The following is a 15,838-nucleotide window of genomic DNA, read 5'->3' as shown; positions in this document are numbered from 1 at the left end:
CACGACGGGGAAAGGATGGGCAATGCCTGTCGACCTGAACAACGCACAACCTCTGGCCTGGGACTCGGCCTCGCTCAACGCCGACACCAAGGCGATGCTCGACAACCTGCAGCCGAACATCCTGCGGGCGCACGTACGCGAGTACCTGACCGTGTTGTTCGTGCGCTTCAACGACGTGGCGGAGGGCAAGCGATTCCTGCGCCATGTCGCCACCACGCACATGAAGTCGGCGCGCAAGCAGCTGGAAGAAATGCGGGCCTTCAGCCGTGAGCGGAAGCCGGGCAGCGCGTACGTGGGGATCGGGATCAGCAAGGCGGGCTACCGCGACCTCGGGCACTCCGTCGAGGACGTACGCCGGTTCGGCGACAAGGTGTTCCGCGACGGCATGAAGCGGCGGGTCGCCCTGGTCGACGACCCGCCCGTGGAGCAGTGGGACAACACCTACCAGCGGGAGATCCACGCGGTCATCCTGATCGGGGACGCCAGGCCGGAGCCGGTCGAGCGAGTGCGCGAGGAGATTCTCGGCGAACTCCCGCAAAGCGCCCGGCTGCTCGGCGAGGAGACCGGCCAGGGCATGCGCAACCCGGCCGGTGACGGGATCGAGCACTTCGGGTACGTGGACGGGCGCAGCCAGCCGCTGTTCCTGAAGGACGAGATCGACCAGGAGCCGAAGGAACACTGGAACCCGGCGTTCCCGCTCAGCAACATCCTGGTGGCCGACCCGTTCGCGCCGAACCCGGCCCGGCACTTCGGCAGCTACTTCGTCTTCAGGAAGCTGGAGCAGAACGTCCGCGCGTTCAAGGAGATCGAGCGGGACCTGGCCGACGGCCTGGGCCTCACCGGCGCCGACCGGCCGCGGGCCGGCGCGATGCTGGTGGGCCGGTTCAAGGACGGCACACCGGTGACCAGCAAGCCCAAGGCCGCCGGCGGCCCGGTGCAGAACGACTTCACCTTCGACGCCGACGACGGCTCCAAGTGCCCGTTCAGCGGGCACATCCGCAAGACGAACCCGCGCTCGTTCGGCCGCAACGTGCTGATGGCGCGCCGCGGCCAGACGTACGGCGAGCGCACCGACCAGCCCTGGGACGACGCGCCGCCGGAGACCAGGCCCAGCGGTGACGTGGGCCTGCTGTTCATGGCGTTCAACTCCAGCCTGGTCGATCAGTTCGAGTTCACGCAGCAGTCGTGGGCCAACAACCCGGACTTCCAGAACCCGGCCACCGGCCACGACCCGGTGATCGGCCAGGGCGGCCGGGACATCAAGGTCACCTTCCCGAAGGTGTGGGGGCGGCCGGAGCAGTCCTTGCCGCAGCCGCAGGTCGCCCAGACGGTGACGATGCGCGGCGGCGAGTACTTCTTCATGCCGTCCCTGGCGTTCCTGCGCACTCTGTAGTCCGACCTTCACGGCCTTCCCGGGGCCTCCCGGGAAGGCCGTGAGCTGGAGCTTAAGATCATCCCGGGGGGATCCGGGATGATGCGCGCGTTCTTGAAGACCGAGGCCGGAAGCACCGTCGTACTACTGGCGGCCACACTGGCGGCACTGCTGTGGGCCAACTCCCCCTGGGGCGCCAGCTACGAGAGCTTCTGGCACACCGAGGCCGGGTTCGCCTTCGGGGCCACCGAGTTCTCGCTCGACCTGCGGCGGTGGGTCAACGACGGGCTCATGACGATCTTCTTCTTCGTCATCGGCCTGGAGATCTCCTACGAGGTACGGCTCGGCCAGCTGCGCGACCGGCGGCTGGTGGCGGTCCCCGCGATCGCCGCCCTGGGCGGGATGATCGTCCCTGCCGCCGTCTACCTCGCCTTCAACGCCGGCGGCCCGGCCGCGGGCGGGTGGGGCGTGCCGATCGCCACCGACACCGCGTTCGTGCTGGGCCTGCTGGCCGTGGTCGGCGCGCGCTGCCCGGACCCGCTGCGGGCCTTCCTGCTGACGCTGGCCATCGTGGACGACGTCCTGGCCATGATGATCATCGCGATCTTCTACACGGCCTCCCTGTCGGTGCCGGCGCTGGTCGCCGCCGCGCTCCTGCTGGCCGCGATCATGACGCTCCGATGGTTGAAGATCTGGCGGGCGCCGGCGTACATCCTGCTGGGGTTCGCGCTGTGGGTGGCGACGCTGGAGAGCGGCGTGCACCCGACGCTGGTCGGGATCGCGCTCGGGGTGCTGGTGTTCGTGTACGCGCCGAGCGACCGCAAGCTGCTGCGCGCCGGTGAGGCGGTGCAGCAGTTCACCAGCGAGCCGTCGGCCGGCGCGGCCCGCGAGGCGGCCAGGTCGGTGCAGCGGGCCGTGTCGGTGAACGAGCGGCTCCAGCTGCGGCTGCACCCGTGGAGCAGTTACGTGATCGTGCCGGTGTTCGCGCTGGCCAACGCCGGTGTCCGCCTCGACGGGGAGACGCTGCGGGCGGCGCTCACCTCGCCGGTGACCCTCGGCATCGCGCTGGGCCTGGTGCTCGGCAAGTTCGCCGGCATCACGATCGGCACGTGGATCCCGCTGCGGCTCAACTGGGGCGTGCTGCCGGGCAACCTCGTGTGGGGCCAGTTGCTGGGCGGCGCCGCGGTGTCGGGGATCGGGTTCACGGTGGCGCTGTTCATCGTGGACCTGGCCTTCGACGACGCGGAGATCGCCGCCCAGGCCAAGATCGGCATCCTTACGGGCTCGCTGCTGTCGGCGCTGGTGGGGTGGATCGCGTTCAAGCTCGCCTGGAACCGGGGCGGCGTGTGCGCACCGCCCGACGTGGAGCCGGAGGAGGAGCTTCCGGTGCTGCTGGCCGTACCGGTGGGGCCGGGCGACCACGTGCGGGGGCCCGCGGACGCGACGGTCACGATCGTCGAGTACGGCGACTTCGAATGCCCCTTCTGTGGCGGCTTGCATGAGGTGCTGCAGGAGCTGATGGAGCGGGATCCGGACGTGCGGCTGGTGTTCCGGCACTTCCCGCTGCGCAACATGCACCCCCGCGCGGTCGCGGCGGCCCTGGTCGCGGAGTCGGCGGCCGACGCGGGCCGCTTCTGGGAGATGCACGACATCCTGTACGCCAACCAGCGTTTCCTGACCGACGAGGATCTCGGGCACTATGCCGCCGAGCTGGACGTGGAGCCGTGGAAGGACGTGCCGCGGCACTCCCGGCGGCTCGCCCGCGACGAACGGTCGGGGCGCGACGGCGGGGTGCGGGGCACGCCCACCCTTTTCTTCAACGGGGTCCGCTACCAGGGGGCGCTGAACGCGGCGTCGATCATCCGAGCGGTGGAGGAAGCCAGAAAATCCCCATAAGGTCGAGAAGATCTCTTAATCGATAGATATGGGGCGTGGAATTGAGCATGATCAACCTCTTGATCCATATCGTGATGTTCATCGCCTTCGGCGCGGGGGCGGTGGTCACGGGACTTGCCAGGAAGCGGCACGGCAAGGGCGCTTTGCTGGGCATGTTCGGATGCATCGTGCTGACGGTCGGAGTGCTGCCGACGGTCGCCACCTCCGTCTTCGCCCCGTCGATCGCCCATGACCTCGGTTTGTCGACGGCGTCCATGATCTTCGGGATTCTCGGGCTGGTGAACATGGTGCTGACGCTGGCGGGCTTCGGCCTGCTGGTGGCGGGCGTGGTCGCCCACCGCGGGCCCCGTCCGGCGCCGCAGACACCCGCCTGGAACCAGCCCTCCCCCTACCCCCAGCCCGGATACGGCCAGCAGAGCTACGGCCAGCAGGGCTACGGCCAGGGTTACGCCCAGCCCAACGCCACCCCACAGCCCGGCTACCCCCAACCCGGCGCAACCCAGCAGCCCGGCTACCCCCAACCCAGCGCTGCCCCGCAGCCCGGAGCCGCGCCCGGCGAGCAGCCGCCTCCGCCCGCCGGTCCTCAGCCGTGGTCCGAGCCCGGCAACCCCGGGCAGCAGGGCTAGCCGGACAAGTACTCCGACCAGGTGATCGTGCCGCTGGGCCGGGCGGTGGTGGTCAGGTCGCCGGCGCGGACGGCGCGGCCGAACCCGCCCGGCAGCCGCATGCGCAGGATCGGCCGTTGCTTCCTGGCGCGCCGCCAGGCCTTGACCGCCTCGGCGAAGTCGAGCACTTCGGGCCCGCCGTACTCCGAAATGGCCTGGGTGGGCCCGGCCGTGACCCGCGCGGCCAGTTCACCCGCCACGTCGCGCACGTCGACCGGCTGGATGCCGCTGCCCGGCTCCGCGACCAGGAGCCCGAGGCGGGCCATCCCCGTCAGCGCCTGGTCCAGGAACTCGTAGAACTGTGTCACCCGCAGGATCGTCCATGGCACCCCACCGGCTCTGACGAGCTTCTCGGCGGCCACCTTGGTCCTGAAATAGCCCCATGGCACCCGGTCCACGCCGACGATCGAGATGTAGACGAGGTGCCCGACACCTGCCTGCCGGGCGGCGGCGAGCAGGGCGGTGGTGCCGTCCAGTTCGACCCGGCGGGTGTAGCGGCCCTTGTAGGGCGCCGCGGCCAGGTGCAGGATCACGTCCACGCCGTCGACGGCCTCCGCGATGCCCTGGCCCGTGGTGAGGTCCGCGATCACCCACTCGACCTTGTCGCCCGTCCGGGCGCTCCGGCTGACCGCCCGCAGCTCCGCCTCGCCCCCCAGCCTCCCGAGTACGGCCCCGCCGAGACGTCCACCCGCGCCGGTAACCAGAATTCGCGTCATGACATCCAGACGAGCCACCCCACACAGATGTGACAATGTCTGGAAATCATCGGCGCGATTTCCGGGGGAATCATGACTCCACCGCAGCAGGGCCCGCAGTATCCCGATCCCGAGGAAACGGTGCGCCACCGCTGGCCCCACCCCGGCCGGCAGCCCTCAGACCAGTCAGATCCGCACAACCAGGGACCACCACCGCCCCCACAGCAGGTCTGGCCCCCGCAACAGCCCGGCCCGAACCCGACACGGCCCCCGCAATACTCCGGCCCCCAGCAACCAACCGACCCGCACCAGCCACACCCCGGCCAACACCACCCCCAAACCGGCCCACAGCCACCTCAGACCGGCCCGCACCACCCCCAGCCCGGCCCACAGCCGCCCCAGACCGGCCCGCAACAGCCCCCGCGGCAACCGCCCGGCCAGCATCAGACCTGGCCACCCCAGCAGCACCCCGGAATGCCGCCACAACCACCGGGCCAGCCGCGACACCAGCCCGGCCCGCACCACCCGCAGACCGGCCCGCAGCAGCCGCCCGGTCAACACCAGACCTGGCCGCCACAGGGAGTCCCGCCGCAACAGTCCGGCCCGCAGACCTGGCCGCCACAAGGGGTGCCGCCCCAGCAGCCCGGCCCCCAGTCCCGGCCACCGCAGCAGCACGGACATCAGGGTCAGGACGGCCTGGGTGAGGGCACGGTACGCCTGCCGTACACGCCGGACATGCTCCCCGACGTCGAGCAGTACGAGGCCGCGACCCCGAAGTCGGGCTGGTGGTGGGTGATCGTGGTGGGCGGTCTGCTGCTGCTGGTGGCTGCGGTGGCGGTCGGCGTCATCTTCTGGGTCAGGAGCACCGGCCTCTAGTCGGCCACCCGGGTCAGCTCCATGATCCAGTTGGTCTCCCAGGTCTTCTCCCCGTCCACCGAGAACGCCTGCTCCCACCGCGCCTCGTCCGCGCTGATCCGGGTCCAGATGAAGCGGGCGCGCACAGGTGTGCCCTGGTGCTGGTCGTCGCCGTAGAACTCGCCCCGGTCCCCCTGCCAGGTGCCGCTCATGGGCGGGTCGAAGCGGCCGGTACGGGTGCTCGCCCAGTGGATGGTCCACCGCCGCTCGTCCACGTCGAACAGCCGGACCGTCAGCCCGCTGAACCCCTTCGTGGGGAACTCCACCTCGTCGAAGTGCGCGCCACCGGCGAAGTGGCTGCTCGCGACCGACCGGCCGGGGAACTCCTCCCACTCGTCGCTGCCGGCCAGCCATTTGGTGAGCCGCTTGTTGTGGACGTTCCAGGTGCCGGTGAAGAACTCGAATCCGTTCATGGTCCGAACGCTAAGCCCGGCTCACTGACATCTATTGTCAGTGGCATGCGTGCTTCCCGCCTGGTGTCGATCCTCCTTCTGCTGCAGACGCGCGGCCGCATGACCGCGCGGGAGCTGGCCGAGCGCCTGGAGGTCTCGGTGCGCACGATCTATCGCGACGTGGAGTCCCTGCACACCGCCGGAGTCCCCCTGTACGGCGACGCCGGAACCAACGGCGGCTACCAGCTCCTCGACGGCTACCGCACCCGGCTGACCGGCCTGACCAGCGACGAGGCCGAGTCGCTGTTCCTGGCCGGGCTGCCGGGTCCGGCCGCCGAGCTGGGCCTGGGCGCGGTGGTCACGGCGGCCCAGCTCAAGCTCATGGCGGCGCTGCCGGTCGAACTACGCGACCGGGCCGGACGGGTCCGCGAGCGTTTCCACCTCGACGCCCCCGCCTGGTACCGGGAGCGCGACCCGCTGCCGTTCCTGCCCGCCGTGGCCGACGCGGTGTGGCGGGAGCGGGTGCTCGACGTGCGGTACAAGAGCTGGAAGGGCGAGGTGACGAGGCGGCTGGAGCCGTACGGGCTGGTGGTGAAGGCGGGCCGCTGGTATCTGGTCGCCCGGAGCGGCGAGCACGTGCGCACCTACCGGGTGTGGCAGATCCTCGACCTGGTCGTCCGCGAGGAGGCGTTCACCCGCCCGGACGGCTTCGACCTGGCCGCGCACTGGCAGGAGTACCTGACCGAGTTCCAGGCCCGGCTGCGCCAGGGCGAGGCGGTGGCCCGGCTGACACCGCGCGGCATGGACCGGTTGCGGGAGATGATGACGCCCGGCGTGGTGAGCGCGGCGGAGACGACCGCGCGGCCGCTGCCCGACGGCAGGACCGAGGTGACGCTGCCGATCGAGTCGGTGGAGCACGCGCTGGGCGAGTTCCTGCGCCTGGGCGCAGACGTCGAGGTCCGCAGCCCGGTGGAGCTGCGCGAGCGCGTCATCGCCACCCTGGACGACCTGACCGCCCGCTATCGCGACACTTAACCGGGGGTATGGGGTGTTATAGCCCTTGAGGAGCCGTCCATGGACCTCCGCGACCACCTGCTCATCCAGCTCTCCACCCGGGACGTGTACGACGCCCTGATCCTCGGCGACCGGCCGCATTCGGGACTGGTCTTCACCGGGCAGGCGGCGCACGAGGCGGTGCGGATGGTCCGTAGGCGCGGCTACACGGCTCCGGTCCTCTGCGACCGTCGCCGCTACGCGGGCTCAGGCCGGGTCAGGGGTACGGCGGGCCTTTCCGCACACTGGATCGCCGACCAGGTCGAGGCCCGGGTGACGGTGCCGCTGACCGACTCCGGCTACATCGGGCGAGGCGACACCGAGGCGCTGCACACCATCCTGGACCAGGCGAGCCAGTGGGGCGAGGTGGTGGCGGTGCTGCCCGTCCACGCCGACTGGCTGGGCCCCGGCCTGCCCGCCCTCACCACCGCCATCGCCACGTACGGCCTGCCCGTCGCCCTGGTCGTGGAGGACGCCGCCCCTCCGCCCGTTCGTATCCCCGGGTTGCCGCTGCTGTCGGCGGGCGTCGCGGCACTCGGGGCGCTGGCCCATGGCGCGCCCTGGGCGGCGGTGGGGGTCCGGGAGGTCTTGCGGCATCTGTACCCCGAGCCGCATCAGGCCCGCGGCGGCTGGCGCAAGGGCGGGGCCAGGAGCGCGCTGGTGCCGGAGTTGCTGGAGTTCGTGCCGGTGGAGCGGCTGCCCGAGGGCGTGTGCGGCTGCTCGGTCTGTCACGGCCGTCCGCTGCGGCACCTGGCCGGGGCCGGGGAGCTGGAGGTCAACACCCACAACGTCACCGTGCTGCACCGGCTGCACGCCCGCATGCTCCGCTCTACCCACCGGGAACGCTGGTGGGCCGAGCTTCAGCCTGCCAGCAGTGCGTCCACCGGTCCGCGCCCAGCACCGTACGGCCCGGCACCTCGCCCGCGCACACCGGCATCGCCACCGGGCAGCGCGGATGGAAGCGGCACCCGCCCGGCGGCGCGATGAGGCTCGGCGGCTCCCCGCGCGCGCCGAGCCTCGGGACGGGCGCCGAGTGGCGGGCGGGGTCGGGGGCCGAGTCGAGGAGGAGCTGGGTGTAGGGGTGGCGAGGCGACTGGGTCAGGGCTTCGCTGGGACCGCTCTCGATCAGCCGGCCCGCGTACATGACGGTGATGTCCTCGGCGAAGTACCGGGCGCTGGCGATGTCGTGCGTGATGTAGAGCAGCGCCAGCCCGCTCTCGGCCGCCAGCGTCTCCAGCAGCCGCAGCACCCCGAGCCTGATCGACACGTCCAGCATCGACACCGGCTCGTCGGCGATCAGCGCCACGGGCCGCACGGCCAGCGCGCGGGCGATGGCGACGCGCTGGCGCTGGCCGCCGGACAGTTCGTGCGGCAGCTTGTCCATGAACTGCTCGACCGGCGTCAGGCTCACCCGTTCCAGCAACTCGGCGACGAGTTCCTTCTCGTGCGCGGCCGAGCGCGCGTGGCCGTGCAGGCGCAGCGGCCTGGCCAGGTGGTAGCGGACCCGGTGGAAGGGATTGAGGGAGGCGAAGGGGTCCTGGAAGATGAGCTGCACCTGCCGCCGGTACTCGCGGAAGCCGGTCACCTTCCGCCCGCGCAGCAGCACCTGGCCCGACGTCGGTGGATACACCTGGGCCAGCAGGCGGGCCACGGTGCTCTTGCCGCAGCCGCTCTCGCCGACGAGCGCGCTGGCCGTACCGGATCGAAGGGCTAGGGAGACGTCGTCCACGGCGTGCACGGTGCCTCGGCCGCGGGCGGCCTTGAAGTGCTTGGTGAGGTTGCGGCCTTCGAGCACGATGTCGCTCATCGGACCCCCTTTCCCTCGTTGAGCAGGCAGGAGACCCCGTCGCGCAGGGACGGGCTGATCTCCCGGCAGTCCGGCAGGGCTTGGCCGCAGCGCGGGTGGAAGGCGCAGCCGGGCGGCAGCGCCCGCAGGTCGGGCGGGGTGCCGGGGATGCCGAGCAGTTCCTCGCGCGGACCGTGCAGGCGGGGGAAGGAGCGCAGCAGGCCCAGCGTGTACGGGTGGCGGGGCGTGTCGTGCAGGGCACGGGCGGCGCCGGTCTCGACGACCCGGCCGGCGTACATGATGGCGATCCGGTCGGAGATCTCCATGAGCAGCGACAGGTCGTGGGTGATGAAGACGACGGCGAAGCCGTACTCCTCGCGCAGGGCGCTGATCTCGTGCAGGATGTCGCGCTGCACGACCACGTCGAGGGCGGTGGTCGGCTCGTCCATGATGACGATCTCGGGGTTGAGCGCGAGCGCGATGGCGATCGCGGCGCGCTGGCGCATGCCGCCGGACAGCTCGTGCGGGTAGCTGCGCCGCCGGTCGGCGCTGATCCCGACGCGCTGGAGCAGCTCCACCGACCGTTCTACGCGCGCGTTTCGTTTCATGGTGGGGCGGTGGATGCGGAGCACGTCCTCGATCTGCGCGCCCACGGTGCTGACCGGGTTGAGCGAGTTCATGGCGGATTGGAAGACGACGGCCAGCTCCGCCCAGCGGAACGCGCGCAGTTCCTCGCCGCGCAGGCCCAGCACGTCCACGGCGCCGCCGTCGGCGCGGTGGTAGGTCACGGTGCCGCCGGTGATCGCCGCGGGCGGGCGCAGCAGGCGGCCGATCGCGTGGGCGAGCGTGGACTTGCCGCTGCCGCTCTCCCCCGCCAGCCCGAGGATCTCGCCCCGCCGCAGGTCGAGCGAGACGCCGTCGACGGCGTGCACGGCGCCGCTGTTCGACTGGTAGTCGACGCCGAGGTCGCGGATCTCCAGGACGTTCATGCGCGGGCCTTCCGAACCTTGATCGTACGCAGCCGGGGGTTGGCGATCTCGTCCAGGCCGAAGTTGACCAGCGCCAGCCCGGTGCCGATGAGCGCGATGCAGAGCCCCGGCGGCACGAACCACCACCACGCCCCGATGAGCAGCGCCTGCCCGTTCTGCGCGAAGTAGAGCATGCTGCCCCAGCTCACCGTGGACAGGTCGGCCAGGCCGAGGAACGACAGCCCGGCCTCGGCCAGGATCGCGCCCACGACCGTCGCCAGGAAACTCGTGGCGATCACCGGCAGCAGCACCGGCAGGATCTCGAAGAAGATGACCCGGATCGGGCCCTCGCCGCTGGCCCGTGCCGCCTCGACGAAGTCGCGCCGCCGTACCGACAGGGTCTGGGCGCGCAGGACCCGCGCGCCCCAGGCCCATCCGGTCACCGCGATCACCACCGCGACCGAGGCGACCCCGCGCTGGGGCAGGTACCCGGCGAGCACGATGATCAGCGGCAGCGCCGGCAGCACGAGGAAGATGTTGGTCAGCACCGACAGCACCTCGTCGACGGCGCCGCCGAAGTAGCCGCCGACCAGGCCCACGGCGATGGCGAAGGCGGTGGCGATGACCGCCGACAGCACGCCGACGCCCAGCGAGACGCGCGAGCCGTACACGATCTGCGTGAGGATGTCCTGACCGGTCTGGGTCGTCCCGAGCCAGTGCGCGCCCGACGGGCCCTGCAGGCCCGCGTCGCTGGTCGCGGCCGGGTCGGCCGAGATCAGCAGCGGCCCCGCGAGCGCCATCAGCGCGAAGAAGACGAGGATGCCGGCGCCTATGCGGATCTTCATTGGCGCGTCCTTGGGTCGAGGAGGACGTAGGCCAGGTCGGCCAGGAGGTTCGCGACCAGTACGGCCAGCGAGATCACGAGGAAGATGCCCTGCATGAGCGGGAAGTCCTCGTTCTCGACGCCCTTCAGGAGCATGGAGCCGATGCCCGGATAGGAGAAGACGATCTCCGTCAGGACGGATCCGCCCACCACGAAGCCGAGCGAGAGGGCGAAACTGGTGATGTTGGGCAGGATCGCGTTGCGCGCGGCGTAGGCCCACATGACGCGGCGGCTGGTCAGGCCCTTGGCCTCGGCCATCACGACGTAGTCCTCGCCGAGCGTGGTGACCATGACGTTGCGCATGCCGAGGATGCGGTCGGCCATCGAGGCGACGACGATCGTGACCGCCGGCAGCGTCGCGTGGTAGGCCACGCTGGCCAGGAAGTCGCCGGTGACGCCGGGCGTCACCTCCAGCCCGTAGGCGCGCGAGCCGGGAAACCACTGCAGCGTCGAGCCGAAGACGAAGACCAGCACGAGCGCGACCCAGAAGTACGGCACCGCGTGCAGGAAGGTCGCGGCGGGCAGCACCCCGTCCAGCCAGGTGCCGCGTTTCCACGCCATGAGCACGCCGAGCGAGGTGCCGACCACGTAGCTGATCAGCGTGGCCACGCCGACCAGCCCGATCGTCCAGGGCAGGCTGTCGGCGATGACGGTGGAGACCTCGGTGGGGAAGAACGTGATCGAGCGCCCGAGCTCCCCGCGGAAGAGGTTGCCCAGATAGTCCACATACTGCGTCCAGAGCCCCGCGTCGCTGATCCCGAACGCCTTCTTCATCGCCTCGACGGCGGCCGGGTCCACGTTGCCCTTGAGCCTGGCCACCAGCAGGTCGACCGGGTCCCCCGGCATCAGCCGGGGGATCAGGAAGTTGAGCGTGACGGCGGCCCAGGCCGTGAGCAGATAGAACCCGAGCCGCCTGGCCAGGAACCTCACGTGCCCGCTGGCCTCAGGTTGAGCAGCACCACGGCGGCGTCCGGCGAGGTGTACGGCGAGGGCATCGCGTACGGGTCCTGCTCGGAGGGCCAGCCGACGTACTTGCTGGTGCGGAACTGCGCCCAGGCCGGGCTGTAGAACAGCGGCAGCACCGGCAGCTTCTCCACCATGATCGTGCCAAGCCCCTGCGCCGCCTTCTGCTGGGCGGCCAGGTCGTCGGTGGCCGCGTAGTCGTGGATGAGCTTGTCGCTGGCCGCGTCCTTCCAGCGCTGGTAGTTGCCGGTGGCGGCGGTCCCGACGGGCTTGGCCAGCTCGCTGAACAGCAGCGAGCGCATCTGGAAGTACGGCGAGGCCCCGGCCGGCGTGGCCCGGATCGACAGGTCGTAGCTGCCCTTGCCCACCTTGGAGACCCAGTCCTGGAAGGCGACGCCGCGGGTCTCGACGGTGATGCCGACCTTGGCGAGGTCCTCGCGGATGAGCTGGGCGGCGTTGACCCAGTCGGTGAACGGCGACGGCACCAGCAGCTGGAACTTCAGCTGGGCCGGGTCGACGCCCTTGAGCAGTTCCTTGGCCTTGGCGATGTCGACCTTGTAGGCGGCGTTCTTGTAGGCGGGCGGCAGGAACGCCTCGCCGCCGGGGATCGGGATGCCGGTGGGGTGGGCGACCTTGGTGTAGCCGCGCTCGGCCACCTTGACGATCTTGTCGCGGTCGATGGCCAGGCTGATGGCCTGCCGTACCTCTGGCTTGGACAGGACGGGGTGGGTCAGGTTCGGCAGGAGGGCGACCACGCCCTCGGGCGGGAAGTAGTACTTGTTGGTCTCGGGCTTGCCCTGGACGTAGATCTTGTCGATGTCGGGGACGAACGCGCCGGCCCAGTCGATCTCGCCCTGCTGCAGCCCGGTCTGGACGGCGTTGGCGGTGTAGGCGGGGAACCTGACGGTGGGGACGACGGGCTTGCCGGGCTGCCAGTAGTCCGGATTTTTCGTCATCTCGTAGAGCTGGGCGGAGAACTTCACCAGCTTGTACGGCCCGGTGCCCACCGGCTTGGGGTTGGTGAAGGTGACCGGGTTCTCCTTCTCGAACAGGTGCTTCGGCACGATCGCCGTGCTGCCCGAGATGTTGAAGAGCTTGGCGTAGGAGGTCGACTTAAAGTCGAGCTGAACCTTGTCCGGGGCGAGCGCCTTGGCCCCGGCCAGCTCCACGGCGCTTTTGTTGAGCTCCGGGTGCTTGATCATCGTCTCGAAGGTGAAGACCACGTCGTCGGCGGTGAACGGCTTGCCGTCGGTCCACTTCACGCCCTGGCGGAGGGTGAAGGTGATCGTCTTGCCGTCGTTGCTCCACGCGTGGCTCAGCGCCAGCCACGGCTGGGTCTCGCCCGGTTTGAGCTTGTTGAAGTACTCGAGCGTCTCGTAGATCATCCCGGTGGTGCCGAAGTTGACGCCCTCCAGGTGGAACGGGTTGAAGTTCTCCTGGAAGGTGCCCGAGTCGATCGCGTGCACGACCAGCGGCGGCGCCGCCGCGCCCGGCCCCTTCTGCCCTCCCCCGCCCGAACAACCGGCGAGCACCAGGGCGACGGCCATGATCGTTAAACGTTTCATCAGAAGCTTCCTCTCACCCGCAGATCGCGGGATCCCACCGGGGCGGCGAACGCCTGCGCCCGGCGGAATCCGGCCGGCGCGCCCCGCACGATCGTGAGCGCCCGGTAGTAGTCGACGTACGGGAAGCCGTAGGTCTCCCCGCGGGCGTAGGCGTAGCCGGTGATCGCCCGCGACCAGATCTCGTAGGCCTCCTCGGCGATCTCGACGAACACGTCGGGCCGGAAGCCCTCGGCGTCCTCCCGGTTGTCGGCGTAGTAGAGCTGCGCGGCCCAGTGCGCGGGCAGGTCGCGCTCCAGCGTCTTCAGCCCGCCGTAGAAGCGGGCGTCCTCGACGACGCGGTGGGTGCGGGCGTGGTCCTTGTGGATCGAGGCGCTCCAGTGGGTGAGGAGCACGTCCGGCTTCAGCTCTCTGATCAGGTCGCCGACGCGCAGCTTGACGTCCTCGTCCTCGGGCAGCAGCCCGTCCTCGTAGTCGAGGAACCTGGCCCGCGCGCCGATCGCGTCCGCGAACGCCTCCGCCTCCTCGCGCTTCTGCGCCGCGTAGTCGGGCACGGCCATCCGAGGGTGCCCGCGCTCGCCGAGCGTGAGGTGCAGGAGCGTCGCCTGGTGCCCCTCAAGGACATGCTGCGCGAGTACGGCTCCCGCCGTCAGGTCCATGTCGCCGGCATGCGCGCCGACGGCCAGGATGTTCACGTGCTCCACCTCATGACGTGGAAGCGCCTGGTCACCTCGTAGCCCGCCTTGGTGTAGAGCACACCTGCGGGGCTGGCCTCGCCGGTCCACAGGAACCACGAGGAGTGCAGGCCCTCGGCGCGCTTGGCGGTCATCGTGAGGTGGAGCAGGATCTTGCCGAGGCCGGTGCCGCGCTCGCCCGGGTCGACGCCGAAGGGGCCGAAGCGCTCGGGGATGCCGCGGTAGGCGGCATAGAGCGCAAAGCCCACCAGCTTTTCCCGCTTTTTCGCGATAATCATGCGTTCGACGGATTTATGGTGGCGGATCGCCTCGCCCCAGTCGGGGTTGAAGACGTCGGCCGCGAAGCGGATCAGCTCCGGCAGCTCGCCGGCGGTGGGGTGGCGGAAGCCGTACCCCTCGCTCTCGCGCTTCTCGCGCAGGGCGTGCACCTCGGGCGGGGTCGCGTAGCCGACGAGCGTGCGGTCCATCGCGACCGGCGAGTAGAGCGTGGTGAAGCCCATCGCGCCGAGCAGCGCGAACGCGCGCGGGTAGAGCTCGGCGTCGACGCCGGGCAGGACGTAGTTGGGGGTGTAGGAGGCGAAGTCGACGCGGGTGCGCCCCTGACCGCGCAGGAACGCGAGCGCCTCGCCGACCAACCGCCGGCCGAGCCCGGAGCCCCGGTGACCGGGGGCCACGAAGAAGAACGGGATCCACCCGGTCTCCGGCTCCAGGTCGGTGCCGGGCGCGAGGGGCGTCCGGCGGCGTACCGCATAGGCGCAGCCCACCACCCGGCCGTCCGCGACGGCGACGCGCAGCCCGTCGGGGTCGAAGTTGGGGTCGAGCAGGACGCAGTCGCGAAACCACGTCGCGGTCGTCGGGTCGGCGGGCAGGCTCTGGTTCCAGCAGTCGATCAGTGAGGGCTCATCCCCCGCGACGAACGCGCGGACTGTGACCGTCATGAACAAGAGCTTTCCGACTGGTAAGCGCTCTGGTCAATAAGTTCGGGAAGAAATTTTCTCTGTGCCCGAACCTCTAGAAACTTTCCTTCGTCTCCGGTAAGTATGGAACGTTGCCCGACTGATTAGGCATGACAACCGACACACGCGGCGCGAAGGCGTCTAGCGTCAGGTGTATGGACCCAGACGAACCTGACATCCTGGGAACCCCCGGCTACGACTTCCGCGCCCACCAACTCTGGCGCTGGACCGACTCCCCGTGCGACGCCGCGATCCGCGCCGCACTCGACACCGGCCTCACCTCGGGCCGGCTGAGCCTGGACGACTTCTACTTACTCATCACCTTCGCCCGCCGCTGCACTCTCGCCGCGGCGAGGACCGCCGACCCCAGCCACGTGCGGTACGCCTACGCCGCCCTGGCCACCCTCGACCTGAAACGCGTCGACTGGCGCGACGGAACCTGGGCGGCGCACCTCGCCACCTGGGCCGCCCAGCGCCTCGGCCTGGACGCCCCCGCGCTGGCCGCCGCGGCCGCCGAGCACGCCCACCCCGAGACCGGCGAGGTGCTGGTGAGCTCCACGACCCAGCACGTCGACATCAGCGCCGACTGGGGCTACGTGCCCTGGGAGACGCCCGGCGGCCTCGTCCTGCTCAGCACCGAGCACGAGCCGTACTCCCCCGACGCCGACCTGGCCGCGGTGGGCATCGCCATGGCCATCGAACTGGAGAACGCCGGCTACCTGGTCGGCGAGGTCACGGTCGCCAGCGACCTGCCCGCCGTCTGGGTGGACGACCGCGAGAAGCTCACCAAGAAGCTCGCGGGCTGCGCCTACCTGCGCGGGGAGCAGTCGGGCGTCGACGACGGCGTCCTCGTCTTCTTCGCCGAGGCGCGCGGCCCGTCGCGGGCCAGGGCGATCGTGTCGGCCGCCGGCGCCTACGAGCGCGCGCTGGCCTTCGCCGAAGGGAAGGTCGCCACCATCCTCATCGCCCAGCCAGGCCACGACCTGCCGCTCATCCACTTCGAACCGGCGCTCAGAAGGGCCCTCGAAAGCGCGTGA

16 protein-coding genes are annotated in these 15,838 nt (G+C 70.5%); 6 read left to right on the top strand and 10 right to left on the bottom strand.

What is annotated here, in order from left to right; all coding sequences use genetic code 11:
- The first annotated feature begins 22 nt into the window (after positions 1 to 22).
- The 3 genes from HNR40_RS45925 to HNR40_RS56860 all read left to right on the top strand — a co-directional run bounded on the left by HNR40_RS45925 (position 23) and on the right by HNR40_RS56860 (position 3,894).
- Positions 23 to 1,393, top strand: a complete 1,371-nt coding sequence (locus HNR40_RS45925; RefSeq protein WP_184973242.1) for a Dyp-type peroxidase — start codon at positions 23 to 25, stop codon at positions 1,391 to 1,393.
- Positions 1,394 to 1,471: 78 nt separating this feature from the next.
- On the top strand, positions 1,472 to 3,268 hold the full coding sequence (gene nhaA / locus HNR40_RS45920) for a Na+/H+ antiporter NhaA (RefSeq protein WP_184973240.1): 1,797 nt from the start codon (positions 1,472 to 1,474) through the stop codon (positions 3,266 to 3,268).
- 47 nt (positions 3,269 to 3,315) lie between these two features.
- Complete coding sequence (locus HNR40_RS56860) at positions 3,316 to 3,894, top strand: hypothetical protein (protein ID WP_184973238.1); 579 nt, start codon at positions 3,316 to 3,318, stop codon at positions 3,892 to 3,894.
- Here HNR40_RS56860 and HNR40_RS45910 read toward each other — a convergent pair.
- Both HNR40_RS45910 and HNR40_RS45905 read right to left on the bottom strand, forming a co-directional pair.
- Positions 3,891 to 4,649, bottom strand: a complete 759-nt coding sequence (locus tag HNR40_RS45910) for an SDR family oxidoreductase (protein ID WP_184973237.1) — start codon at positions 4,647 to 4,649, stop codon at positions 3,891 to 3,893. The two genes, HNR40_RS56860 and HNR40_RS45910, sit on opposite strands and share 4 nt — an antisense overlap.
- 165 nt (positions 4,650 to 4,814) lie before the next feature.
- A complete protein-coding gene (locus HNR40_RS45905; protein ID WP_184973235.1) occupies positions 4,815 to 5,309 on the bottom strand; it encodes a hypothetical protein in 495 nt (164 codons plus the stop codon).
- 54 nt (positions 5,310 to 5,363) lie between these two features.
- On the opposite strand from HNR40_RS45905, the gene HNR40_RS45900 reads away from it, so the two are divergent.
- Positions 5,364 to 5,504: a hypothetical protein gene (locus HNR40_RS45900; RefSeq protein WP_184973233.1), complete on the top strand. Its 141-nt coding sequence runs from the start codon at positions 5,364 to 5,366 to the stop codon at positions 5,502 to 5,504.
- On the opposite strand, the gene HNR40_RS45895 is transcribed toward HNR40_RS45900, so the two are convergent.
- Positions 5,501 to 5,956 carry a hypothetical protein gene (locus HNR40_RS45895; protein WP_184973231.1) on the bottom strand — a complete coding sequence of 152 codons (456 nt, stop codon included), beginning with the start codon at positions 5,954 to 5,956 and terminating at the stop codon, positions 5,501 to 5,503. The two genes, HNR40_RS45900 and HNR40_RS45895, sit on opposite strands and share 4 nt — an antisense overlap.
- Positions 5,957 to 6,001: 45 nt before the next feature.
- Here HNR40_RS45895 and HNR40_RS45890 point away from each other — a divergent pair, with 45 nt between their 5' ends.
- Positions 6,002 to 6,970 carry a helix-turn-helix transcriptional regulator gene (locus HNR40_RS45890; RefSeq protein WP_184973229.1) on the top strand — a complete coding sequence of 323 codons (969 nt, stop codon included), beginning with the start codon at positions 6,002 to 6,004 and terminating at the stop codon, positions 6,968 to 6,970.
- Positions 6,971 to 7,817: 847 nt separating this feature from the next.
- Here HNR40_RS45890 and HNR40_RS45885 read toward each other — a convergent pair.
- The 7 genes from HNR40_RS45885 to HNR40_RS45855 are packed head-to-tail and all read right to left on the bottom strand — an operon-like array spanning position 7,818 to position 14,783.
- Complete coding sequence (locus HNR40_RS45885) at positions 7,818 to 8,795, bottom strand: ABC transporter ATP-binding protein (protein ID WP_184973227.1); 978 nt, start codon at positions 8,793 to 8,795, stop codon at positions 7,818 to 7,820.
- On the bottom strand, positions 8,792 to 9,763 hold the full coding sequence (locus HNR40_RS45880) for an ABC transporter ATP-binding protein (RefSeq protein ID WP_184973225.1): 972 nt from the start codon (positions 9,761 to 9,763) through the stop codon (positions 8,792 to 8,794). The genes HNR40_RS45885 and HNR40_RS45880 overlap by 4 nt, the downstream gene beginning before the upstream one ends.
- On the bottom strand, positions 9,760 to 10,587 hold the full coding sequence (locus HNR40_RS45875) for an ABC transporter permease (protein ID WP_184973223.1): 828 nt from the start codon (positions 10,585 to 10,587) through the stop codon (positions 9,760 to 9,762). Before HNR40_RS45875 ends, HNR40_RS45880 begins: the two co-directional genes overlap by 4 nt.
- Positions 10,584 to 11,555 (bottom strand): ABC transporter permease, encoded by a 972-nt coding sequence (locus HNR40_RS45870; RefSeq protein ID WP_184973221.1) that lies wholly within the window; start codon positions 11,553 to 11,555, stop codon positions 10,584 to 10,586. The genes HNR40_RS45875 and HNR40_RS45870 overlap by 4 nt, the downstream gene beginning before the upstream one ends.
- Positions 11,552 to 13,153, bottom strand: coding sequence for an ABC transporter substrate-binding protein (locus HNR40_RS45865; RefSeq protein WP_184973219.1), 1,602 nt, complete (start codon positions 13,151 to 13,153; stop codon positions 11,552 to 11,554). The genes HNR40_RS45870 and HNR40_RS45865 overlap by 4 nt, the downstream gene beginning before the upstream one ends.
- Complete coding sequence (locus HNR40_RS45860; protein WP_184973218.1) at positions 13,153 to 13,845, bottom strand: PIG-L deacetylase family protein; 693 nt, start codon at positions 13,843 to 13,845, stop codon at positions 13,153 to 13,155. Before HNR40_RS45860 ends, HNR40_RS45865 begins: the two co-directional genes overlap by 1 nt.
- Entirely contained in the window at positions 13,842 to 14,783 is a 942-nt protein-coding gene (locus HNR40_RS45855) for a GNAT family N-acetyltransferase (protein WP_184973216.1), read from the bottom strand. Before HNR40_RS45855 ends, HNR40_RS45860 begins: the two co-directional genes overlap by 4 nt.
- 173 nt (positions 14,784 to 14,956) lie before the next feature.
- Here HNR40_RS45855 and HNR40_RS45850 point away from each other — a divergent pair, with 173 nt between their 5' ends.
- On the top strand, positions 14,957 to 15,838 hold the full coding sequence (locus HNR40_RS45850) for a hypothetical protein (protein WP_184973214.1): 882 nt from the start codon (positions 14,957 to 14,959) through the stop codon (positions 15,836 to 15,838).

It is taken from the genome of Nonomuraea endophytica (genome assembly GCF_014203235.1).
In the GTDB taxonomy this organism is placed as follows: domain Bacteria; phylum Actinomycetota; class Actinomycetes; order Streptosporangiales; family Streptosporangiaceae; genus Nonomuraea; species Nonomuraea endophytica.
This window is presented reverse-complemented; position numbering and strand designations above follow the sequence as displayed.

Excerpts from the sequence above, each read along its gene's own strand:
- HNR40_RS45925 (WP_184973242.1), top strand. The coding sequence starts at position 23 with ATGCCTGTCGACCTGAACAACGCACAACCTCTGGCCTGGGACTCGGCC.
- nhaA (WP_184973240.1), top strand. The coding sequence starts at position 1,472 with ATGATGCGCGCGTTCTTGAAGACCGAGGCCGGAAGCACCGTCGTACTA.
- HNR40_RS56860 (WP_184973238.1), top strand. The coding sequence starts at position 3,316 with ATGATCAACCTCTTGATCCATATCGTGATGTTCATCGCCTTCGGCGCG.
- HNR40_RS45910 (WP_184973237.1), bottom strand. The coding sequence starts at position 4,649 with ATGACGCGAATTCTGGTTACCGGCGCGGGTGGACGTCTCGGCGGGGCC.
- HNR40_RS45905 (WP_184973235.1), bottom strand. The coding sequence starts at position 5,309 with ATGTCCGTGCTGCTGCGGTGGCCGGGACTGGGGGCCGGGCTGCTGGGG.
- HNR40_RS45900 (WP_184973233.1), top strand. The coding sequence starts at position 5,364 with ATGCTCCCCGACGTCGAGCAGTACGAGGCCGCGACCCCGAAGTCGGGC.
- HNR40_RS45895 (WP_184973231.1), bottom strand. The coding sequence starts at position 5,956 with ATGAACGGATTCGAGTTCTTCACCGGCACCTGGAACGTCCACAACAAG.
- HNR40_RS45890 (WP_184973229.1), top strand. The coding sequence starts at position 6,002 with ATGCGTGCTTCCCGCCTGGTGTCGATCCTCCTTCTGCTGCAGACGCGC.
- HNR40_RS45885 (WP_184973227.1), bottom strand. The coding sequence starts at position 8,795 with ATGAGCGACATCGTGCTCGAAGGCCGCAACCTCACCAAGCACTTCAAG.
- HNR40_RS45880 (WP_184973225.1), bottom strand. The coding sequence starts at position 9,763 with ATGAACGTCCTGGAGATCCGCGACCTCGGCGTCGACTACCAGTCGAAC.
- HNR40_RS45875 (WP_184973223.1), bottom strand. The coding sequence starts at position 10,587 with ATGAAGATCCGCATAGGCGCCGGCATCCTCGTCTTCTTCGCGCTGATG.
- HNR40_RS45865 (WP_184973219.1), bottom strand. The coding sequence starts at position 13,153 with ATGAAACGTTTAACGATCATGGCCGTCGCCCTGGTGCTCGCCGGTTGT.
- HNR40_RS45855 (WP_184973216.1), bottom strand. The coding sequence starts at position 14,783 with ATGACGGTCACAGTCCGCGCGTTCGTCGCGGGGGATGAGCCCTCACTG.
- HNR40_RS45850 (WP_184973214.1), top strand. The coding sequence starts at position 14,957 with ATGGACCCAGACGAACCTGACATCCTGGGAACCCCCGGCTACGACTTC.